The following is a 21402-nucleotide window of genomic DNA, read 5'->3' on the forward strand; positions in this document are numbered from 1 at the left end:
GTCGTGGTGTCGCCTCCGACATGCCCCGAGGAGGGCGGCGCGTAACCCCTACCGGTAGAGCAACCTGCCCATCCGGCGGGAAGCGACCAACAGGCCGAGCGCCATCATCGCCAGCAGGTAGAGCACGTCGAGCAGCCAGAGCCAGCCGCCGGTGCCCAGCGCGACGCCGCGGATCAGGTGCACCGACCGGTAGAGCGGCGTGACCTCGATCAACCAGTGCAGCAGGGCCGGGTAGGCCTGGGCCGGCACGAACGTGCCGGAGAAGAGGAAGAGGGTGAACTGGGCGGAGCCCATCAGGTCGAAATCCTGCCAGCTGCGCATGAAGGTGGACAGCGCCATGCCGAGCGCACCGAAGGCGAACCCGACCAGCACGGCCGCCGGAAGCGCGGTCAGCGCCCGGGCGACGCTGGTCAGGCCCAGCGCGACCATCACACCGAGGAACGCCGCCGAGTAGGCGCTGCCCCGCAGCATCGCCCAGCCCAACTCGCCGAGGGCGATCTCGAACGGCCGTACCGGGGTGGCGATCACCCCGTCGTACAGCTTCATGTATTTCATCTTGCCGAAGAAGTTGAAAGTGGTCTCCGCGAGCGCCCCGGTCATCGCCGAGGAGGCGAGCATCGCCGGGGCCACGAACTCGGCGTACGAGACCAGCCGCCCGTCGGGCAGCGGCAGGTCGCCGACCAGCGTGCCGACGCCCACCCCGATCGAGAGCAGGTAGAGCAGCGGCTCCACGAAGCCGGAGAGCAGCAGCAGCCAGTAGACCGACTTCAGCGCCGCGACGTTGCGCTCGACCACCGACGCCGACCGCCGGGACGCGGCGGAGACGTCGACCAGCCGAGGCAGGGTCAGCGTGACCACGACAACTCCCTAGACGATGAGCTTGCGACGGAACGCGCGCAGCGCCAACAGCCAGCCGGCGAGTGACCAGGCCGCCAGGTAGAGCAGGTGCCCGGCGATCGACCACTGTGGGGCGACGCCGAGCGTGGCCGCACGGCAGAGGTCGACGGCGTGCCACAGCGGTGTCCCGTACGCCAGCCAGCGCAGCGCCTCGGGCAGCGACTCGACCGGGAAGAACACCCCGGCGAACAGCGTCATCGGGATGACCGCGAACCGGAACAGCATCGCCAGCCAACTGTCGCTGGTCACCGAGGCGGCGTACGCGAAGGTCGGTGCGGCCACGGCAAGCCCGAGCAGCGCCACCACCGGCAGGGTGGCCACCGCCCACGGTGAGCGCAACGCCCCGAACAGCCCGGTGACCAACAGGAACGCCGCGATCGTGGTGAGCACCCGGAACATCACGAAGGCCAGGTGCCCGGCCAGGACGTCGGCCACCCGCAGCGGCGCCGCGCTCTGGGCGAAGTACGTCTTGATCCACCGGAAGTTGCTGAACACCGGCCACGTCGAGTCGCCGACGGTCACCTGGAGGGCGGTCGAGGCGATCAGCCCGGGGACCAGCCAGTCGAGGTAGCGCACCCCGCCGACGCCCTGGTCGATGTAGGCGCCGACGCCCAGCCCGAAGCCGAGCACGGTCAGCACCGGCAGCAGGAACGAGGAGAACACCCCGGCCCGCCAGGTGCGCCGGTAACCCACCAGGAAGTAGTCGAACACGGCGAGCGCCGGCACCCGTGGCAGCGCGGGCCGAGCCCGCTCCCGCGCCGAACCCGCCACGCTCACCACGACCACCCCCGCCACACCGACCTTCCTACCCCGGGGGTACGACAGGCCGCCGGTCACCCTACGGCGACATCCGCCGACCTGTCCCCCGGGTTTCGGCCCGATGATCGACACGGCTTTCAGGATGTCGGGGCGTCAAAGCCGCCGCGACACCCCGACTTCCCGGAAGCCGAGTGGATCTAGGAGCGGATCGGAACGGCGTGGCCGCTATCTACCGGCGAACGACGTCGGACCCGACGAACGCGCGCCAGGCATCGGGCGTGAAGGCCAGCACCGGGCCGGTCGGATCCTTGGAGTCGCGCACGGCCACCAGCGCGGGAAGGTTGTCGGCGCCGCGTGGCCCTGCTTCCCAGCCCGTCTGTCGCTGCTCGGCGAATACCGCGAGGATCGGATCGGCCTGCTCATCTACCTCGCCACGCTGCTTTACGAGGCGGCCGGGGACCTCGCCGGCCAGGCCGGTCACGACCGACTCAGCGACCGATTCCTCACCTGGGCCAGAGCCCGTTGAGCCGTGATCGTTGGCGGCTCAACAGCTCGACACGCGGGAAAGGCTGCTGCTGAACCGTCAACGATCGGACCGTGTCGACCTCGGCGGCGAAGCGCGGGCCGGTCACACCGGGCGGTACGCGCGGGTCAGCGCCTGGACGGCGTAGCCGAGCAGCAGCAGCCCCGCGCCGGTGCCGACCACCAGACCGGCGGACACCGCCGAGGCGAGCGCGGTGACGAGGCCCGCCACCGCCACCACGCACAGCGCGACACCGAGCGGCCGGAGCAGCGGGTCCCGCAGCAGCGGGGCGAGCGGGAAGAAGTGCAGCCCGACCACGGCGCAGACCAGCACCGGGATGTACTCGGACCAGCCGGCGGCGGCGAGCACGGCGGCGCCCAGCCCGGCGGCGGCGAACTCCGCGACCACGATCAGCAGGTACCGACGGTCGGTCGCCCGGTCCCGAGGGCCGCCCGCGCCCCGGGTGCGGGCCGACAGCACGACGCCCACCACGGCGGTGAGCAGTGCCGCGATGCTGCCCACCACCAGCAGGGCACGCAACGGCTGCTCCGCGGCGGGCACGCTGAACCAGACCATCGCGAAGATGCCCAGGTAGAGGGCGGTCAGCCCGGCCTGATGCCGGCTGTTGGTCTGTACGTCGGACATGAAACCCCCGTGGTCAACTCCGGGTCGGGCGGACATGCCGACCCGGGCGCCGATGCTACGCAAGATCACTCCGGCAGCGCACCTCCGGTCATCCGCCATCTGACCCGTTCGTCGGGCGCCCAATCGGGTCAGTCGACCAGGGTGCGGCCGGTCAGGTGCAGGAAGACGTCCTCCAGGCCACTGCGCCGCACCAGCACATTGGCCGGGCTGAGCCCCAGCGCGGCGACCTCGGCGACCGCCGCGTCGCCGTCGGGCACATACAGCAGGACCCGGTCGGGCAGCACCTCGACCCGCTCCCCCAGCCCGTCGAGCTTGCCGGCGAACGGCTCCTGCGACTCGGCGGCGAAGCGAAGCTCCACCACCTCGCGGGTGGAGTGCTGCTCGATCAGCGCCCGGGGTGAGCCCTCGGCGACGATCCGCCCGCCGTCCATCACCACCAGCCGGTCGCAGAGCTGCTCGGCCTCGTCCATGTAGTGCGTGGTGAGCACTAGCGTGACGCCCTGCTGCTTGAGCCGGAACAACCGCTCCCAGACCAGGTGCCGGGCCTGCGGGTCGAGCCCCGTGGTCGGCTCGTCGAGCAGCACGATCTCCGGGTCGTTGACCAGCGCGCGGGCGATGGTCAGCCGGCGTTTCATCCCGCCGGACAGCGGCTCGACCTTGCTGTCGGCCCGCTCGCTGAGCTGGACGAAGTCCAGCAGCTCGGCGGCCCGCTCCCGGGCCACCCGCCGCGAGATGCCGAAGTAGCGCGCGTAGACGGTGAGGTTCTCCCGGACGGTCAGCTCGGGGTCGAGGTTGTCCAGTTGCGGGCAGACGCCGAGCCGGGCCCGGATCGCCGGCCCGTCGCGGACCGGGTCCATGTCGAGGATGCGCAGCTCGCCACCGCTCGGTGGGGAGATGCAGCCGACCATCCGCATGGTGGAGGACTTGCCGGCGCCGTTGGGCCCGAGGAAGCCGAACGCCTCGCCCGAGCGCACCTCGACGTCGATGCCGGCCACTGCGGTGAAGTCGCCGAACCGCTTCACCAGCCCGCGAGCCTGAATCAGTGGTCGCCCCGAAGTCACCGCCCGACCCTAGCCGCCGGGTCCGACAGCCCTCCAGGCAAATTCCGGCAGGGACGACAGGACGCTGCCACAACCCTCGACCGCACCCGGCGAAACGGATGTCGATGCCCCACCTGTCGCTTGATCGACGTGTATCGTCCCCTCGTGTCGCCCACCCGTTCGCCCGACGGTTCGCCGCCACCCGCACAGCCGGCCAACTCCTCCGCCGATGAGCCCACACCGGGCGACGGCGGCGCACCGCCCCGACCACGAGCGGCCGAGACCGACGCGCCCGCTGCGACCGACGGCGGCGACCAGGCCGGGCGGGTCGACGACGACGCCCGCGCCGACGCCGAACGGGCGACGCGGGACCTGGCCGCCCAGTTCGAGGACGAGAAGCCGGGGCGGGTGTTGTCCGGGCCGGCCGGTCTGCTCCTCACCGCGGCGGCGCTGGCGGTCGGCGCGCTCGCCCTCTGGCAGGTGTTCCGCCCCCTCGCGCAGGGCAGCAAATACTATTTGATCTTCTTTCTGGCGGGCGTACTGCCGCTGGTCTTTCTGGTCTACCCGGCCGACCTGCGGCTCGCGGCCCGGCTCCGGGCCCGGCTGCGCCGCACCGGCGGCGACGGACCGGTCGGGCCGGGCCTGCCACATTCGGCGCCGGCGCGACCCACCGCGGTGGACTGGGCCCTGGTCGCTCTGGCGGTGGCCGGCTGCCTCTACCCCGTGCTGCCCATCAGCATCGGTACGGGCGGCGGCGGCTACAACGCCTTCCTCGACCGGCAGGGCCTGCTCGTGCCGATGGACCTGGTGATGGGCACCGTCCTGCTGCTCCTGCTGCTGGAGGCGTGCCGGCGGGCCACCGGGTGGATCCTGCCCGCCGTCTGCCTGCTGTTCCTCGGCTACGGCTACTACGGCGGGCTGCTGCCGCAGGCCTGGCCGGTCGCGCACTCGGGGCTCGACTTCAGCCAGTTGATCGACGCGTTCTACAACTCGGACAGCGGCTTCTACGGCACACCACTGGACGTGGCCGCCTCGTACATCGTGCTGTTCACCATCTACGGCGCGGTGCTGGAGCTCTCCGGAGCGGGGCGGTTCTTCGTCGATCTGTCGGCGGCGGCGTTCCGCCGCTCACGCACCGCCGCCGGACGGACGGCGGTGGCCTCCGGCTTCCTGCTCGGCACCGTCTCCGGGTCCGGCGCCGCGACGACGGTGAGCATCGGCGCGGTCACCTGGCCGCTGCTGCGCCGCGCCGGCTACCCCCCGGAGCGGGCCGGCGGCATGCTCGCCGCCGCCGGGGTGGGCGCGATCCTCTCCCCGCCCACCCTGGGGGCGGCGGCGTTCATCATCGCCGAGTACCTCGGCGTCTCGTACCTCCAGGTGCTGGGCTGGGCCACCGTGCCGACGGTGCTGTACTACCTCGGCATCCTGCTCGCCGTGGAGATCGACGCCCGGCGCTCCGGCGTACGCCCGGTGGTGATCGACGTCAGCTCGCCGTGGCGCCTGCTGGCCCGGTTCGGCTACCACTTCGCCTCGCTGATCGCCATCGTCGTGCTTCTCGCCGTCGGCTTCTCCGCGACGAGGGCGGTCGTCCTCGCCACCCTCCTGGCGGTGGCGCTCTCCTTCCTGGACCGGGCGCACCAGCTCACCCCGGCCCGGCTGGTGACCGCCTTCGTCACCGGCGTACGCGGGGTGCTGGCGGTGACCGCCGTCTGCGCCGCCGCCGGCATCATCACCGCCACCACCACGAAGACCGGCCTCGGGCCGCAGGCGGCGGCGCTGCTGATCGGCGGGGCCAAGGCGGTCACCTCGGACCCGACCCTCGTGCTGGTGCTCACCGCGCTGCTCGCGGCCGTCGCACTGAGCCTGCTGGGCCTGGCCGTGCCGGTCACCGCCTCGTTCGTGATCGGTTGGGTGATCGTCGGCCCGGCGCTGCTCGACCTGGGCGTGACGGCGCCGGCCGCGGCGATGTTCGTCTTCTACTTCGCGGTCCTGTCCGAGGTGTCCCCGCCGACCGCGCTCGCCGCGGTGGCCGCCGCGGCGGTCACCGGCGGCCGGCTGGTGCCGACCATGTGGCAGACCCTGCGGTACGCGCTGCCGGCCTACCTGACCCCGATCGCCTTCGTGATCACGCCGGCCGGGCTGGGGCTGCTCGGCATCGGCGGCGCGGGGCGGATCGCCTTCGCCGGTGTGGTCGTCGCGCTCAGCGTGGCCGTGCTCGCCGTCGCCGCCGGCGGTTGGCTGCCCGGCGTCGGCCCCGCCGGCGCCCCGGAGCGCGTGCTCGGCGCACTCGCAGGGGTCACCCTGCTCTGGCTCGAACCCGTGCCGGTCACGGTCGGCGCCGCACTGGCCGCCGTCGCGGTGGCGGGGGTGCTCGTACGACGCGGAGCCGCCGGCCGGACCGGCGGGCCGCGAGCCGGATCACCAGCCAACCTCCGGGAGGAGAAACTGTGAGACGAATCGACGTACGGCTCGTGGCGGGCCTGAGTGTGGTGGCCCTCGTGGCGGTCGGCGCGGCGGGGTGCGGAGGCCAGCAGGGCGGCGCGGCCAAGGACGACGCGGCCAGCGAGGTCACCTGTGAGGTGGACCGGGAGACCCGGGTGGGCATCGCCACCGGAAACGCGACCGGCGTCTACTACGTGGTCGGCAACGCCCTGGCCGGGCAGCTGTCCGGGGCGACCGGCGGCAAGCTCACCGGCACCGCCGCGGAGACCGGCGCCTCGGTGCAGAACGTCGAGCAGTTGGTCGGCGGCCAGTACGACGTGGCGTTCTCCCTCTTCGACACGGCGGTCAACGCGGTTCAGGGCAAGGGGAGCTTCACCGCGCCGCAGCCGGTCGAGGCGCTCGCGCGCATCTACGACAACTACACCCAGGTCGTGGTCCGCAACGGCGCCCAGATCGGCTCGGTGGCCGACATGCGGGGCAAGAGGATCTCCACCGGGTCCCCGAAGTCTGGCACGGAGGTGATCGCCAACCGGCTGCTGGAGGCCGCGGGCCTCGATCCGGCCAAGGACATCCGTGCGCAGCGCCTGGACCTGGCCAAGACGGTCGAGGGCATGAAGGACGGCAGCGTCGACGGCTTCTTCTGGTCCGGTGGCCTGCCCACCGGCGGCCTGACCGACCTGTTCACCACCGCCGGCGACACGGTGAAGTTCATCGACATCGCGCCCCTGCTGCCGAAGATGAACGAGTTGAGCCCCGCCTACCAGGCCGGAACGATCGGCCGGGACGCGTACAAGACGGCGGCGGACACCCCGACGATCGTCGTGCCGAACGTGCTGCTGGTCCGCAAGGACCTGGACGCCAACGTCGCCTGCGCGATCACCCGGACGGTGTTCGACAAGCGGGACGCCCTCGCCCAGGCCAACCCGGCGGCCAAGGGCATCTCCCTGGAGAACGCCCGCAAGACCGAGCCGGTTCCGCTGCACCGCGGTGCCGCCAAGGCGCTGGAGGGTCTCGGCGCCAACTGACCGGGGGGCGGGGTCGGGCGGTCAGTGGCCGCCCGACCGCTAGCCGTCGACAGGTGCGGTGGCGGCGCGGGCGACGGTGATCAGGCGGTCGGTCGCGGCGAGCAGGTCGTCGTCGTCCGGCGCGGTGCCGGGGTCGACGCGGACGGTCCAGGTCAGACCGTCCACCCCGGCCACGCGCCGGGCCGCGACCCGGGCCGCGCCGCCGGGCACCGGGTGGTGTTCGGTGTACGCGACCGAGCGGGTCACCCGGGCCCGCACCTGGTGCGGCAGCTCGCCCGGGTCGAGCAGCAGGTAGGTCTCGGCCGGCCCGTCGGTGACCACCGTGTAGCCGTCGCGTTCGACGAGGGTCTCGGCGGGCGTGACGGTCAGCTCCCGGCCGGACCAGACCGCCTTGAGAATGGTGTGCCAGCCGAGCCGGTGCCCGCGGCCGGGCAGCCACAACCCGAGGTTGCTGGCCACCACCACCCCGTCGCCCTCGCCGTTGCCCGCCGCCGCCCAGGCCAGCACCCGCTCGTCGGCGGTCAGCGGCGGCCGGTCGGCCGGGGGAAGCTTCGGCTTGCGGCTGAACAGTCCCATCAGAGCCCTCCTGCTGCCTGCTCGCGCAGCGCCCGCGCGTGCTGCTCCAGAGACAGCAGTTCGCCGAAGGCGGCGAAGTACTCGTCCTTGTTGTTGACCGGGTTGATGCGCTGGATCCGGGACTTGAGCTCCCGGATCCGGGCCGTCACCGACCCGAACTGCACCCGGGCCATCGTGATCGACACGTAGCGCGGGTCCGGTTCACCGTCGATCCGCAGCGGCTCCACGGCCAGTTCGCCGACGAGCGCCGCGGACGCCAGGTCGTCGCAGGCGTCGCGGACCGACTCGATCCAGACCGCGCCGCCGGTCGCCGACGCGGCCCCGCCGGCCGCCGCGATGGCCGCGCGCACCGAGACGTGCACCGGGTGGCGGTATTCGGTGGCCTCGACCGCGTCGAACATGGGCCCGGCCAGCACCGGCTGCTGGAGAGCGAGCTTCAACGCCTCCCGCTCGACCATCGACTGCGGGCTGTCCAGCGCCGGCTCGGGGCGGGCCGGGGCGGGCCGGGCCGCGGGTGCGGCGTCCCGGGCGTTGGGCGGCGGGGTGTTGGCGGCGGCGAGCACCGCCCGCTGCACCGGCTCGATCTCCATGCCGAGGTCCATGGCGAGCTTGCGGACGTACTCCGGGCGCTTCTCCCGGTCCTTCAGTCGCGCGACCAGCGGCGCGGCGTGGCGCATCGCCTCGACCCGGCCGTCGACGGTGTCCAGGTCGAAGCGGCTGATCACGTGTCGCAGCGCGAAGTCGACCAGCGGCTCGCGGCGGGCGACCAGGTCACGCACCGCCAGGTCACCCTTGGCCAGCCGCAGATCGCACGGGTCCATGTTGTCCGGGCTGACCGCGATGAAGGTGCGCCCGACGAAGCGCTGATCGTCTTCGAAGGCGCGCAGTGCGGCCTTCTGGCCGGCAGCATCGCCGTCGAAGGTAAAGATAATCTCGCCGGCCACCTCGTCGCTGTCGAACAGGAGCCGACGCAGGACAGATATGTGGTCCGCTGCGAAAGCGGTGCCGCAGGTCGCCACTGCTGTGGTCACCCCGGCCAGGTGGCACGCCATCACGTCGGTGTAACCCTCGACGATCACCGCACGGCCCTGCTTGGCGATCTCCCGCTTGGCCTGGTCGATGCCGTAGAGCACGTGCGACTTCTTGTAGATCGGCGTCTCGGGGGTGTTCAGGTACTTCGGCCCGTCGTCGTCGTCGAAGAGCTTGCGGGCACCGAAGCCGATCACGTCACCGGCGAGGTCGCGGATCGGCCAGAGCAGCCGCCGGCGGAACCGGTCGATCAGCGTGCCGGAGCGGGACTCTCGGGACAGCCCGGCGGTGACCAGCTCCTGGTGGGTGAAGCCCTGCTGGCGAAGGTGCTTGGTGAGCAGGTCCCAACCTTCCGGCGCGAAGCCGCAGCCGTAGCGCTCGGCGGCGGCCCGGTCGAAGCCGCGCTGGGCCAGGAACTCCCGCGCCGGCCGGGCGCCGGCGGTGCTGAGTTGCGCCCGGTAGAACTCGACCGCGGCGGCGTGCGCGGCCACCAAGCGCTGGCGCTGGCCCTGCTGGGGACGGGGGCGCGGGGTGCCCTTGTCGTCCTCCACGTAGCGCAGTTGGATGCCGGCGCGGCCGGCCAACCGCTCGACGGACTCGACGAAGCTGAGGTGCTCGGCGTCCATCAGGAACTTGATCGCGTCGCCGCCGGCTCCGCAGCCGAAGCAGTACCAGACGTTGCGGGCCGGGGAGACGTTGAACGACGGGCTCTTCTCGTCGTGGAACGGGCACAGGCCCTTGAGGTTGCCGCCCCCAGCGGACTTCAGCGTGACGGTCTCGGAGATCACATCCCCGATCGAGGAGCGTTCCCGGACCAGTGCGATGTCCTCGTCCCGGATCCGCCCAGCCATGCGCCACCCCCTCGGCGTACATCCTGCCCTGCCGGACCGACGACGCGCCGGCCGGGGGACGCCGGTGTGGCGGCGGCCGCCACCGGCTCTTCGGTTCCGGCCCGGGAGCCGGGTCCGCGCGGGGACCATGACCAGATGCGCAGGGTACGGACCGTCAGCGCGCACCTGCCCGGATGGTTGACCGGTTGGCTGGGCGTACGCGGGCCTGAGCCGCTGACGGACGAGGCCGGGCACCGGCACGCCACCTGGCTGGAACTCTTCCTGGACGTCATCTTCGTGTACGCGCTGGCGGCGGTGGTGGCCCGGCTGGGCACCGACCCGACCCCGACGCCGAACGCCATGCTGGCCGTGATCGGGCTCTTCGTGGTGGTCTAGTGGGCCTGGATGGGGCAGGTCTACTACGACACCCGATTCGACCCGGACGACCTGCCGCACCGGATGTTGGTGCTGGTGGCCCTGGTTGGCGCCGGCGCGATGACGCTCGGCGTGGACGAGGTGCCGGAGAGCCCGCTGCTGCCGATCGGCTACCTGATCGTCCGGGGCGTACTGCTCCTGCTGTATCTGCGGGCCCGGCCGACCAACCCGGAGGCCCGCACGGTGACCACGGTCTACCTGTTCGGCTTCGGGCTGGGCTGGCTGATCTGGCTGGTCTCGCTGGTCGTGCCGATCGCGTCGCGCCCGGTGCTGTGGATCGTCGCGATGGCCATCGAGCTGGCCACGCCCTGGGTCGGCCGACGCCGGCTCGAGCAATGGCCGGTGGACAACCGGCACCTGCCGGAACGGATCGGGCAATTCACCATCATCGTGCTGGGCAGCGCGCTGGCCAACCTGCTCTTCGCGGTGCCGGACCACCCCCGGCCGCAGATGATCCTCACCGCCGGGTTGGCCTTCGTCGTGCCGGCCGCCGTCTGGTGGGTCTACACCACCTTCGTCACCACCCGCCAGGCGGCGACCCGCCTGCGTGGCGGGCAGGCGTACACCTATCTGCACATCCCGCTCAGCGGTGCGCTGCTGCTGCTCGGCTGGTCGCTCGGGCAGGCGGTCCGGCTGGTCGACCGTGGCGCGAGCCGATTGCCGCTGGAGCTGCGGCTGTTGCTGGCTGCCTCGGTGGTGGTCTGGGTGGTGTGTGGGCTGTGCCTGTACGCGCTCTCGGCCCGACCGAGCAGGGCCCGGGTGGCGATCGCCGGCTACGGGGTGGTCTCGGTCAGCCTGATCGGCGCGACGGTACGCGAGCCGCGGCTGCTGCTGTTCCTGATCGCCGCGGCGATCGTCGGGTACGCCGTGCTGCTCAACCGGCGACTCACCGCGGTCCGCGAGGAGTGGGATCGCCGGTCCGGCGGCTGACCGTGCTCAGGCGGCCGTGGTCTCCTCGGCAGCCACCTGCCGGTTCCAGTCGGCCTTGGTCGAGCGCCAGCCCTCGTCGTCCATGCCGCGCCGCCAGTAGCCGGAGATGGAGAGCTGATCGGCGGGCAGGCCGCGCTCGGTGCGCAGCAACCGGCGCAGCTCCCGGACGAAGGTCGCCTCGCCGTGCACGAAGGCGTGCACCTGACCGGGCGGAAACTCCAGCTCTCGGACCGCCGCCACCAGCGCGGCACCCACCGGGCGCTCACCGCGGTGCAGCCAGGTGAGCTGGACCGCACCCGGGCTGAGTAGTTTCTGCTCCTCCGCCGGGTCGGCGATCTCCACGAAGACATGGGCCGGGGCGCCCAGCGGCAGCCGTTCCAGGGCGGCGCCGATCGCCGGCAGCGCGCTCTCGTCGCCGACCAGCAGGTGCCAGTCCGCGTCCGGGCTCGGGGCGTACGCCCCGCCGGGGCCGACGAAGTGCACCGGATCGCCCGGGCGCAGCGCGGCCGCCCACGGCCCGGCCAGCCCCTCGTCGCCGTGGTGCACCACGTCGACGGTCAGCTCCTCGGCGAGCGGGTCCCAGCGCCGCACGGTGTACGCCCGCAGCCGGGGCCACTGCTCCCGGGGCAGGGTCCGGCGGATCGCGGCGAGGTCCAGCGGCTGCGGGTACGCGACGCCCGGCTGCGGGAAGACCACCTTGATGTAGTGGTCGGTGCACTCGCCCACCGGCAGGTCGGCCAGCTCGTCCCCGCCGAGGACGAGCCGGATGAGGTGCGGGGTGGGCCGCTCGGTGCGCAGCACCCGGACCGAGGTGACGTTCCTGGGGCGTTCCGTCATGTCACTTAGGCTAGCCTAATCTTCGCCGTCGCCCGCCGGCGGTGCGCCGCCGCCGACCAGACGGGTGTGCCAGGTCACGGCCGCCGGGTCGGTGAGCGAGGCGACCTGGTCGATCACCACCCGCAGCCGGGCGGCGTCGTCCGGCGCGGCCCGCCACAGCGGGGCGAAGACCGGATCGAGCCCGTCCGGCGCCCGCCGCACCAGCGCGGCCACCAGCTCGGCCAGCATCGTCCGCTGCCGTTCGTAGCGGCCCCGGAAGCCGGCGCGACGCATCACGTAGCGCAGCGCGATGCCCTTGAGCAGGGCGCAGTGGGCCCGGACCAGCCGCGGCACCACCAGATCGGCGGCGTAGCGGCGGTGCGGGCCGGGTCCGGACCGCTCCTCGGTGGCGGCCACCGCCGCGGAGACGAACCGACCGGTCAGTCCACTGGTGGTGGCCTTCAGCGCGGCCTGCGCGCGGTGGCTGCCGTCGTACCCCGCGAGCGGGGCGAGCAGCGGGTCGGCCAGCAGCTCGACCAGCACCTCACCCAGGTCCGCCGGGGACTCCCCCGAGTAGGTGGCGGCCACATCGGCGCAGAGAGCTGCCCGCTCGTCGGCGTCGGCGAGCAGCGGGCGCAGCGAGACGTACCCGCCGTGGATCCCGTCCTCCACGTCGTGCACCGAGTACGCGACGTCGTCGGCCCAGTCCATCACCTGCGCCTCCAGGCAGCGCCGGTCGCCGGGCGCGCCAACCCGGAGCCAGTCGAAGACCGGAACGTCGTCGGCGTACACCCCGAACTTCCGCTGGCCCGGCCGCCGCGCCCAGGGGTACTTGCCGATGGCGTCGAGCGAGGCTCGGGTCAGGTTCAGCCCGGCGGACGAGCCGTCCGGGGCGAGCACCTTCGCCTCCAGCCGGGTCAGCACCCGCAGCGTCTGCGCGTTGCCCTCGAAGCCGCCGCAGGGCGTGGCGAGCAGGTCCAGCGCCGCCTCGCCGTTGTGCCCGAACGGCGGGTGCCCGAGATCGTGGGCGAGCCCGGCGACGTCCACCACGTCAGGGTCGCAGCCCAGCCGGGCGCCCATCTCCCGGGCGATCTGGGCGACCTCCAACGAGTGGGTCAGCCGGGTACGCAGGAAGTCGTCCGTGCCGGCGGTGTGCACCTGCGTCTTCGTGGCCAGTCGACGGAACGCCGCGGAGTGCAGCACCCGGGCGCGGTCACGCTCGTACGGTGACCGACGGTGGCCGGTGTCCTTGGGGGCCTCCTCGACCAGCCGGGCGTCCGCCGCGCCGGACGGCGGTGCGGTCAACCGCGACTGCGGGGCTCGCAAACCCGGCTCACTCCTCGCGCTCACGAAGAACGCAGAACTCGTTGCCCTCCGGGTCGGCCAGCACCGTCCAGTCCACGTCGCCCTGGCCGATGTCGACGTGCCGGGCGCCCATGTCGACCAACCGCTCGACCTCGGCCTCCTGGTCAGCGGGGCGCAGGTCGAGGTGCAGCCGGTTCTTCCGCTCCTTGCCGTCGGCCACCCGCGCGAAGAACAGGGCGGGACGCCGGTCCGCGGACTGGCGGATCTCCACGCCGTCCGGCTCCTCGGCGACGACCTGGTAGCCGAGCGCCTCGGCCCACCAGCGGGCCAGTCGGGCCGGATCGCGGGCGTCGACGGTCAGGCTCTCCCAGACGCTGCTCATGCAGTCCCCTTCCCCCCTCGACGGCGTGCGCAATCGGCGGTGTACGAGCGAGCCAAGATTACGCCCGCCAGGGCCGACCGACCTGCCCGCGACGCCTCGCCGAAAGGTCCACAACCGCCGATTGGCCGGGAGTTGTCAGCCGATCGCCGACCGTTACGGGCTCGCGGACGGAAGTGGCCGCCGGTAGCGTTCCCGGCGCGGAACGTGACCAACTGATCGCACGCAGGGGCCCGACCGGTAGGGAGAAGACGCTCGTGGACGCAGACATGGTGGTCGGCACGGAGCTACGCGGGCTGCGTCGGCGCCGCCCCGAGGTCGCGGGGACCGTGCTGGCCGGCACCGACGGGCTGCTCATCTCCAGTGACCTGCCCAGCACCGACGCCACCCACCTCGCCGCGCTCGCCGCCGCGAGCTTCGGTCTGGGTCACCGGGTGGCCGACACGGTGCGGCGGGGCGACTTCCGGGAGTCGGTGGTGCGCACCACCGCCGGCTGCGTGGTCACCTACCCGGCTGGGCGCACCGCCCTGCTGACCCTGGTCACCGTCACGGCGGCGGACGACCTGGAGGGGCTGCACGAGGAAGCCCGGGCGGTGGCGCGCCGGGCCGGCTCGGTGCTGGACAACCGGGACGCGAGACCCCCCGTCTCGGCCGTACCGGACGCGCACGCGCCGCTGGTCATGCGTACCCCGATGGCCACCCTGCCGGCGCAGTTGCGCCGCTCGGCGCGGCCCACCTGGCGTCGCCCGCCGATCTGATGATCGGTGCCGGCGGCGGTCCGGAGGCCCGGGCCGCCGCCGGCACCGCGTCAGCGGCTGTCCGAGCCGTCGGTCTCCACCACCGCGCGGCCGGCCTCCAGCCGGGCCACCGGCACCCGGAACGGCGAGCAGGAGACGTAGTCCAGGCCGACCTCGTGGAAGAAGTGCACCGAGTCCGGGTCGCCGCCGTGCTCACCGCAGACGCCGAGCTTCAGTCCGGGCCGCGCGGCCCGACCCTCCTCGGCGGCGATCCGCACCAGCCGGCCGACGCCGTCGCGGTCGATCGACTCGAACGGCGAGATACCGAAGATGCCCAGCTCCAGGTAGCGCCAGAAGAACGCGCCCTCGACGTCGTCCCGGGAGAAGCCCCAGGCCATCTGGGTGAGGTCGTTGGTGCCGAAGGAGAAGAACTCGGCCGCCTCGGCGATCTGCCCGGCGGTCAGCGCCGCCCGCGGCACCTCGATCATGGTGCCGATCAGCACCTCGACGCCGCTGTCCCCGACCACCTCGGCGATGATCTTCTCGGCTTCGGCGCGCACCGTCTCCAGCTCCTGCACGGCGCCGACCAGCGGCACCATGATCTCCGGCTTGGCCACCCCGCCGCCGCGGGCGCAGGCGACGGCCGCCTCGGCGATGGCCCGGACCTGCATCGCGAACAATCCGGGGATGACCAGGCCGAGGCGGACGCCCCGGAGCCCGAGCATCGGGTTCTCCTCGTGCATCCGCCGGACGGCGGCGAGCAGCGCCTCCTCCTTGGCCACGTCCTCGCCGCGCTCCTGGGCGACCGCGACGTTGACCGCGAGCTGCTCCAGCGGCGGCAGGAACTCGTGCAGCGGCGGGTCGATCAGCCGGACGGTGACCGGCAGGCCGTCCATCTCGCGGAAGATCTCCTCGAAGTCGGCCCGCTGCAACGGCAGCAGCGCGGTCAGCGCCGCCTCCCGCTCATCGTCCGCGCGGGCCAGGATCAGCCGCTCGACCAGCTCGCGCCGGTCGCCGAGGAACATGTGCTCGGTGCGGCACAGGCCGATGCCCTCGGCGCCGAAGCGCCGGGCCCGGGCGGCGTCCGCGCCGGTGTCGGCGTTCGTGCGGACCGCGAGCCGCCGCCTGTCGTCGGCGTGCGTCATGATCCGGTGTACGGCACGGACCAGCGCGTTGTCGATGTGCTCCGGGTCGAGACTGCCCTCGAAGTACTGCACCACCTCCGACGGCATGACTGGCACCTCGCCCAGGTAGACCTTGCCGGTGGTGCCGTCGACGGAGACGACGTCGCCCTCGCTCACGGTCTGGCCGGCCACGGTGAACCGCTTCGCCGGCACGTTCACGTCGATCTCGTCGGCGCCGGAGACGCAGGTCTTGCCCATCCCCCGGGCCACCACGGCGGCGTGGCTGGTCTTGCCACCGCGCGAGGTGAGGATGCCCTTGGCGGCGATCATGCCGTTCAGGTCGTCCGGGTTGGTCTCCCGGCGGACCAGGATCACCGACTCGCCCTCGGCGGCCAGCTCGACGGCCCGGGCGGAGGTGAAGACCACCTTGCCGGACGCCGCGCCGGGCGAGGCGCCGATGCCCTTCGCGACCGGCTGGAACTCGTGGTCGAGCTGGAAGCGGGGAAACATCAGCTGGGCCAACTGCGCGCCGTTGACCCGGTGCAGCGCCTCGTCCAGGTCGATCAGGCCCTCGTCGACGAGCTGGCCGGCGATGACGAACGCGGCGGCGGCGGTGCGCTTGCCCACGCGGGTCTGCAACATCCACAGCTTGCCGCGCTCGATGGTGAACTCGATGTCGCAGAGGTCCCGGTAGTGCTCCTCCAGCCGGGCCATGAAGGAGAGCAGCTGGTCGTAGGACGTCTTGTCCAGCTGCTCCAGCTCCTGCAACGGCACCGTGTTGCGGATGCCGGCGACCACGTCCTCGCCCTGGGCGTTGGCCAGGTAGTCGCCGTAGATGCCCTGGGCGCCGCTGGCCGGATCGCGGGTGAACGCGACGCCGGTGCCGGAATCCGGGCCGAGGTTGCCGAAGACCATGGTCACCACGTTGACCGCGGTGCCGAGGTCGGCCGGGATCCGCTCCTGGCGGCGGTAGAGCACCGCGCGCTCGGCGTTCCACGACTCGAAGACCGCCCGGATGGCCAGGTCGAGCTGCTCGCGCGGCTGCTGCGGGAACTCCCGACCCGTGTGCTTCAGGAAGATCTTCTTGTACGCGTCGACCAGCCCGCGAAGGTCGTCCGCGTCCAGGTCCAGGTCGTTGTGGGTGTTCTTGGCGCGCTTGATGTCGTCGAGGGCGTGCTCGAACTCCTCGCCCGGCACCTCGCAGACGGTCTTGCCGAACATCTGAATGAGTCGCCGGTACGAGTCCCAGGCGAACCGGTCGTTCCTCCCGGCCTGCGCGGAGAGCCCGACCACGCTCTGGTCGTTGAGGCCGACGTTGAGGACGGTCTCCATCATGCCGGGCATGGAGAACTTGGCGCCCGAGCGGACGGAGACCAGCAACGGGTCCTGCGGGTCACCGAGGCGCTTGCCCATCGCGCGCTCCAGCGATTCCAGGTGCGCCTCGATCTGGTCGGCGAGCCCGTCCGGCTCCTGGCCGGTCGTGAGGTACGCCTGGCAGGCCTCGGTGGTGATGGTGAAGCCAGGCGGAACGGGCAGACCGAGGTTGGTCATCTCGGCGAGGTTGGCGCCCTTGCCGCCGAGCAGGTCCTTGAGGTCCTTGTTGCCCTCGGTGAAGTCGTAGACGTACTTGTGATCGACGGTCTCTTGCGCTGCCACCAGAGCCTCCCACGCGCGCCGGATTGACACTTAACGAAGGTTCAGTTTCCTCATACCCCGGGACGGACCACCGGTAATCCCGGGGTCGACGCCGATCGGTGGGCGAAGGTTAAGCGAACATCGAGTGGCCCGGGACCGTTCGGTGACAATCGGCACAGCTATCACGACTATCCGCGTTCGTACCGGTTTTTGGGAACGCTTCCATGCGCACGATCACGCATCCCGGCCTGTCGCCGTACCCTTGACGGCAACGCCAGCCGGTGAACCTCACTTTTGCCATAACCGACGCGAATACACCCCCCGGAGCCGCCGCCGTGTCGACCATCCCCTCGCCCGGACCCACCGCCACCCCCGGCGGACCCGGTCCCACCGGCTCCATGCCGCTGTCGGCGCACGAACCGGACGCCGCCACGCTCGCCCGGTCTGCCGAGCAGGCCGCCGGCGAACTGCTCGCCCCGCCGGCCCCGGTCCGGCTGGCCGACGTCGTGCCCGCGCCGCAGCAGGTCGAGCCGGACCCGGCCGGGGACTGGCTGCTACCACCCGACGCCGTCATCGTGGCCAGCGCCGACCCCGCCGCGCTGACGGTCGCCGCGCACCTCGCCGAGCTGCTGCGACCCGCCACCGGTTACCCGCTGCCGGTCACCGACACCACCCGACCGGCGGCGGGCGGCATCGCGCTCGTGCTCAACGACGACGACAGCCTGGGCGCGGAGGGATACCGGCTCGCCGTGACCCGCGCCGGCGTCACCATCACCGCGGCCACCGCCACCGGCCTCTTCCACGGCGTGCAGACCCTGCGCCAGTTGCTGCCACCGGCGATCGAGAGCCCGGCCCCGGTCACCGAACGGTGGATGCTGCCGGGCGGGACCATCACCGACGCACCCCGCTTTTCGTACCGGGGCGCGATGCTCGACGTGGCACGGCACTTCTTCGACGTCGAGGACGTCCTGCGCGTCGTCGACCACCTGGCCCGGTACAAGCTCAACCACCTGCACCTGCACCTCACCGACGACCAGGGCTGGCGGATCGCCGTCGACTCCTGGCCGAGGTTGACCACCGTCGGTGGGGCGACCGAGGTCGGCGGCGGCCCCGGCGGGCACTACACCAAGGCCGACTACCGGCGGATCGTCAGCTACGCCGCCGCCCGCCACGTCACCGTCATCCCGGAGATCGACCTCCCCGGGCACACCAACGCGGCGCTGGTCGCATACCCCGAGCTGGCGCCGGACAAGGTCGCGCCACCGCCGTACACCGGCACCGAGGTCGGCTTCAGCTACGTCGACCCGGCCGACGAACGGACGTACGACTTCATCGCCGACGTACTGGGTGAGATCGCCGCGCTCACCCCCGGACCGTGGCTGCACATCGGCGGTGACGAGGCGTTCAAGGTCAAGGGTGCGGTCTACACCGGTTTCGTCGAGCGGACGCAGCGGATCGTCGCCGACACCGGCAAGACCGTCGTCGGCTGGCACCAGCTCGCGCCGGCCGCGCACGTCGACGGGCGGGTACTCCAGTGGTGGGGCACGAACGGCGAAGACCCGGCCACCCTCGAGGCGGTACGCCGGGGCGCCCGGCTGATCCTCTCCCCCGGCAACCACGCCTACCTGGACATGAAGTACGACCCGGACACCCCGCTCGGGCAGGACTGGGCCGGCCTGATCGACGTGCGCCGGGCGTACGACTGGGATCCCGGGTCACACGTGACGGGAGTGCCTGACGCGGCGGTACTCGGTGTCGAGGCACCGCTCTGGACCGAATCGGTCACCTCGCTGGCCGAGATCGAGTTCATGCTGCTGCCCCGGCTGCCCGCCATCGCCGAGCTGGGCTGGTCGCCCCGGGCGACGCACGACTGGGCCGCGTTCCGCGACCGCCTGGCCGGGCACGGCCCGCGCTGGGCCGCCGCCGGCATCGCCTTCCACCCCGCCCCGGACGTCCCCTGGCCCGCCGCGCCGCCGCTTCCTGCGCCCCGCGCCGCCACCGAGTCGACACCGCGGCGGCGCTAGGCAGACAGCCGGTTCGACAGCTCGCGTCCCAGTCGGGCCGGGTCCACCGCGCCGGCCAGCAGGGCATGAGCGGCGCATCCCGGCTCGGCGAGCATCGCCAGCACCAGATGGCTCGTGCCCAGGTCACGTCGGTCCGGCAGGCCACGAGCGTGCTCCACCACGTCCGCCGCGTCCCGCCCGAACGGTGGGTCTCCGGTCATGTCCCGCCGGTGGTACGTCCGGCCCGGCGCGGTCACCGCTGACGGCAGGGGCACGGCCCGCGACGCCAGCGTGGGCAGATCGAGCCCGTGCCCCACGAGATTCTCCCGGGCGGCATTCAAGGCGGCCCAGGGCACCGCGATGGTGCGACGCGTGAACCGCAACTGCTCGTCGAGGGAGAGGATCGCGGCCAGCAGCGCGACACTGTCGACGTCGGCCCTGCCCAGCCGCACAGTCTGACGAATCGCCTCCTGCTCGAGCCACACGAGGACGACACCGGCGTGCGGTCGCAGCACCAGGCGACTCAGCCGGTGGCGCACTCGCCGGGACAGCGCACCGCCCGACTCCCGTACCAGTCCCGCCGCAGCTAGGAAGCCGGCGGTGAAGGCGATCGGCGAGCCCTCCTCGGCCACTACCTTGCCCACCGGCACGGCCCGCAGGATGTCGTCCTGCGTGAAACCCAGGCGCGTCAACGCGCCGGTGGCACGGCACGCGGGGTCGTCGAGCAGCGCCGAGAGGAGATGCATCCCGTGTGCGTGCTGGACACCCCTGGCTGCGGCGGTGTCGAGGGCCCCGGTGACGGCGGCGCGACTGGCCGCGCTCCAGGCGGGCGCCGCCTCGCCGCGGTCGTGCCGCAGCTCCCGGCGGGCCTCCCAGGTCGCCTCTCGCAGGACAGCCTCGGCCTCCCGGACGGCTGGTGCGCGCGTCGCCGGCGCGTCGGGCGACGCAAGCTCCGCCGGAAGGCCACGAACCGCCTCGGGGAGATCGTGCGCACGCGGGCCGAGCAGACGGTCGAGTGACGCGATCGAGGTCGCCAGTTCGACGAGGATGTCCGTCGTCTCGACGACGTCGCGCCCATGTCGCCAGCAGGCCGCCGCCGCGGCGGCCAGATTCGAGACGACCTCCCGCCCCCCGCGCGGCCCTTCCGTCACCACTTACCGCCCCATCCCCGCCACAGGGGAGCAACCAGCCGAAGATTTGCCCGATCATCTTCCCGATCTGCGCACCAGTTCTGCGGCACACAGTACATAGAGGTACTGACCCGATTACCACGAGGAGATGAGCGAAGATTGCCCTTGTCCGGTTCCGGCGGCATTTGGGGGGGACATGCCAAAGCCCGGTAATATGACAGGAACGACTGATGTCCGGTTTATGGGGCCCGCACTCCCGCATTGTCGATAACCGACGGGACATCCTGTTTCGGGTTGACCGCCGCCTCTGCATCGGCGGAATGGCTCGCCGGCCCAGACGGTTACATCCCCAGGACACCGGAGCAGGCCACACGGCCGCCCGGCAGATCACTCCGGACCTTCCCGATCCCGTGTGACGCAGGACTGTGTCGCGCGTACCCCGAGCAGAGGAGCACGCCATCATGCGTACCGATCTGATTCGTAAGGCCGCTCTGACCGCTGCCGGCCTCGCCTGCACCGGTGGCGCCATCGTCGGACCCGTCACCGCTGCATACGCCGCGTCGGACGCCAAGCCCGCCACCACCCAGACGCAGGGCGACCGCAAGAGCCCCAGCGAACGCGAGCTGAACGTCCGCTACGCGGCGCAGCCCAACTTCTTCGACTGCGGGCCCGCCGCAACCCGTAACGCCCTGTCCGTACTGGGCAAGGAGATCAGCGTCGACGACATGGCCAAGAAGATGGGCACCACCGAGGCCGGCACCGGCTCCATCTTCGACATCACCCCGGTGCTCAACCAGGAGACCGGCAAGAACGCGTACCACAGCGTCGAGATGCGCGACGACCAGGCGAGCGACGCCCAGGTCAAGACGCTGCGCGCCGACGTCGTCCGCACCGTGGACGCGGGCCGGGCCGTGGTCGCCAACATCTACGGCACCACCACGGACACCGACGGCAACACCCATTCGTACGACAACGGCCACTACATCAGCGTCGTGGGCTACCGCGACAACGGCGACACGGCCACCATCGCCGACTCGGCCAACCCCAACGACCCCGCCTACGACGTGAGCATCGCCAACCTGGCGAACTGGATCGCCAGCCGCGGCTACGCCACCTCCTGATCCCCTGCGCGTGAGCGAGAG

General features: G+C 72.2%; 18 protein-coding genes and 1 pseudogene. 7 read left to right on the forward strand and 12 right to left on the reverse strand.

What is annotated here, in order from left to right; genetic code table 11:
• Positions 1 to 48: 48 nt before the first annotated feature.
• The 5 genes from ABZU69_RS18455 to ABZU69_RS18475 all read right to left on the reverse strand — a co-directional run bounded on the left by ABZU69_RS18455 (position 49) and on the right by ABZU69_RS18475 (position 3885).
• The gene (locus ABZU69_RS18455) at positions 49 to 858 is read right to left on the reverse strand and encodes an ABC transporter permease (protein ID WP_354965544.1); all 810 of its coding nucleotides are present in this window, start codon (positions 856 to 858) and stop codon (positions 49 to 51) included.
• Positions 859 to 867: 9 nt separating this feature from the next.
• Positions 868 to 1668 carry an ABC transporter permease gene (locus tag ABZU69_RS18460; RefSeq protein ID WP_354965651.1) on the reverse strand — a complete coding sequence of 267 codons (801 nt, stop codon included), beginning with the start codon at positions 1666 to 1668 and terminating at the stop codon, positions 868 to 870.
• Positions 1669 to 1885: 217 nt separating this feature from the next.
• Positions 1886 to 2062 (reverse strand): DUF397 domain-containing protein, encoded by a 177-nt coding sequence (locus ABZU69_RS18465; RefSeq protein WP_354965652.1) that lies wholly within the window; start codon positions 2060 to 2062, stop codon positions 1886 to 1888.
• 222 nt (positions 2063 to 2284) lie between these two features.
• A complete protein-coding gene (locus tag ABZU69_RS18470; protein WP_354965545.1) occupies positions 2285 to 2824 on the reverse strand; it encodes a hypothetical protein in 540 nt (179 codons plus the stop codon).
• Positions 2825 to 2952: 128 nt separating this feature from the next.
• A complete protein-coding gene (locus ABZU69_RS18475; RefSeq protein WP_354965546.1) occupies positions 2953 to 3885 on the reverse strand; it encodes an ABC transporter ATP-binding protein in 933 nt (310 codons plus the stop codon).
• 144 nt (positions 3886 to 4029) lie between these two features.
• Between ABZU69_RS18475 and ABZU69_RS18480 the strand changes: the two genes are divergently transcribed.
• Entirely contained in the window at positions 4030 to 6315 is a 2286-nt protein-coding gene (locus ABZU69_RS18480; RefSeq protein ID WP_354965547.1) for a TRAP transporter fused permease subunit, read from the forward strand.
• On the forward strand, positions 6312 to 7331 hold the full coding sequence (locus ABZU69_RS18485) for a TAXI family TRAP transporter solute-binding subunit (protein ID WP_354965548.1): 1020 nt from the start codon (positions 6312 to 6314) through the stop codon (positions 7329 to 7331). Before ABZU69_RS18480 ends, ABZU69_RS18485 begins: the two co-directional genes overlap by 4 nt.
• Before the next feature lie 39 nt (positions 7332 to 7370).
• On the opposite strand, the gene ABZU69_RS18490 is transcribed toward ABZU69_RS18485, so the two are convergent.
• Together ABZU69_RS18490 and dnaG are read right to left on the reverse strand one after the other, a co-directional pair.
• Positions 7371 to 7907, reverse strand: coding sequence for a hypothetical protein (locus ABZU69_RS18490; RefSeq protein ID WP_354965549.1), 537 nt, complete (start codon positions 7905 to 7907; stop codon positions 7371 to 7373).
• Positions 7907 to 9809 (reverse strand): annotated as a pseudogene (gene dnaG, locus ABZU69_RS18495) (DNA primase). Before dnaG ends, ABZU69_RS18490 begins: the two are co-directional and overlap by 1 nt.
• Positions 9810 to 9922: 113 nt before the next feature.
• On the opposite strand from dnaG, the gene ABZU69_RS18500 reads away from it, so the two are divergent.
• Together ABZU69_RS18500 and ABZU69_RS18505 are read left to right on the forward strand one after the other, a co-directional pair.
• The gene (locus tag ABZU69_RS18500; RefSeq protein WP_354965550.1) at positions 9923 to 10162 is read left to right on the forward strand and encodes a hypothetical protein; all 240 of its coding nucleotides are present in this window, start codon (positions 9923 to 9925) and stop codon (positions 10160 to 10162) included.
• Between the two features lie 9 nt (positions 10163 to 10171).
• Positions 10172 to 11131, forward strand: a complete 960-nt coding sequence (locus ABZU69_RS18505; protein ID WP_354965551.1) for a low temperature requirement protein A — start codon at positions 10172 to 10174, stop codon at positions 11129 to 11131.
• 6 nt (positions 11132 to 11137) lie between these two features.
• Here ABZU69_RS18505 and ABZU69_RS18510 read toward each other — a convergent pair whose 3' ends face one another.
• From ABZU69_RS18510 to ABZU69_RS18520, 3 genes are read right to left on the reverse strand one after another with little or no spacing between them, the layout of a single operon-like run.
• Positions 11138 to 11968, reverse strand: a complete 831-nt coding sequence (locus ABZU69_RS18510) for a siderophore-interacting protein (RefSeq protein ID WP_354965552.1) — start codon at positions 11966 to 11968, stop codon at positions 11138 to 11140.
• Between the two features lie 15 nt (positions 11969 to 11983).
• The gene (locus ABZU69_RS18515) at positions 11984 to 13252 is read right to left on the reverse strand and encodes a deoxyguanosinetriphosphate triphosphohydrolase (RefSeq protein ID WP_354965653.1); all 1269 of its coding nucleotides are present in this window, start codon (positions 13250 to 13252) and stop codon (positions 11984 to 11986) included.
• Between the two features lie 28 nt (positions 13253 to 13280).
• Positions 13281 to 13634 carry a VOC family protein gene (locus ABZU69_RS18520; RefSeq protein ID WP_354965553.1) on the reverse strand — a complete coding sequence of 118 codons (354 nt, stop codon included), beginning with the start codon at positions 13632 to 13634 and terminating at the stop codon, positions 13281 to 13283.
• A 254-nt stretch (positions 13635 to 13888) separates the two neighbouring features.
• On the opposite strand from ABZU69_RS18520, the gene ABZU69_RS18525 reads away from it, so the two are divergent.
• Positions 13889 to 14389 (forward strand): roadblock/LC7 domain-containing protein, encoded by a 501-nt coding sequence (locus ABZU69_RS18525; RefSeq protein WP_354965554.1) that lies wholly within the window; start codon positions 13889 to 13891, stop codon positions 14387 to 14389.
• A 50-nt stretch (positions 14390 to 14439) separates the two neighbouring features.
• Here ABZU69_RS18525 and ppdK read toward each other — a convergent pair whose 3' ends face one another.
• Complete coding sequence (ppdK, locus tag ABZU69_RS18530; protein WP_354965555.1) at positions 14440 to 17148, reverse strand: pyruvate, phosphate dikinase; 2709 nt, start codon at positions 17146 to 17148, stop codon at positions 14440 to 14442.
• A gap of 323 nt (positions 17149 to 17471) precedes the next feature.
• Here ppdK and ABZU69_RS18535 point away from each other — a divergent pair, with 323 nt between their 5' ends.
• A complete protein-coding gene (locus ABZU69_RS18535; protein WP_354965654.1) occupies positions 17472 to 19151 on the forward strand; it encodes a beta-N-acetylhexosaminidase in 1680 nt (559 codons plus the stop codon).
• Here ABZU69_RS18535 and ABZU69_RS18540 read toward each other — a convergent pair.
• Complete coding sequence (locus ABZU69_RS18540; protein WP_354965556.1) at positions 19148 to 20284, reverse strand: Clp protease N-terminal domain-containing protein; 1137 nt, start codon at positions 20282 to 20284, stop codon at positions 19148 to 19150. The genes ABZU69_RS18535 and ABZU69_RS18540 overlap by 4 nt on opposite strands.
• A gap of 437 nt (positions 20285 to 20721) precedes the next feature.
• Here ABZU69_RS18540 and ABZU69_RS18545 point away from each other — a divergent pair, with 437 nt between their 5' ends.
• Positions 20722 to 21381 (forward strand): C39 family peptidase, encoded by a 660-nt coding sequence (locus tag ABZU69_RS18545; protein ID WP_354965557.1) that lies wholly within the window; start codon positions 20722 to 20724, stop codon positions 21379 to 21381.
• Positions 21382 to 21402 lie beyond the last annotated feature (21 nt).

The organism is Micromonospora sp. NPDC005206 (assembly GCF_040608175.1).
Taxonomy (GTDB): Bacteria; Actinomycetota; Actinomycetes; order Mycobacteriales; family Micromonosporaceae; genus Micromonospora.

Coding starts and splice junctions, on each gene's coding strand:
- ABZU69_RS18470 (WP_354965545.1), bottom strand. CDS start 2,824: ATGTCCGACGTACAGACCAACAGCCGGCATCAGGCCGGGCTGACCGCC.
- ABZU69_RS18490 (WP_354965549.1), bottom strand. CDS start 7,907: ATGGGACTGTTCAGCCGCAAGCCGAAGCTTCCCCCGGCCGACCGGCCG.
- ABZU69_RS18500 (WP_354965550.1), top strand. CDS start 9,923: ATGCGCAGGGTACGGACCGTCAGCGCGCACCTGCCCGGATGGTTGACC.
- ABZU69_RS18505 (WP_354965551.1), top strand. CDS start 10,172: ATGGGGCAGGTCTACTACGACACCCGATTCGACCCGGACGACCTGCCG.
- ABZU69_RS18510 (WP_354965552.1), bottom strand. CDS start 11,968: ATGACGGAACGCCCCAGGAACGTCACCTCGGTCCGGGTGCTGCGCACC.
- ABZU69_RS18520 (WP_354965553.1), bottom strand. CDS start 13,634: ATGAGCAGCGTCTGGGAGAGCCTGACCGTCGACGCCCGCGATCCGGCC.
- ABZU69_RS18545 (WP_354965557.1), top strand. CDS start 20,722: ATGCGTACCGATCTGATTCGTAAGGCCGCTCTGACCGCTGCCGGCCTC.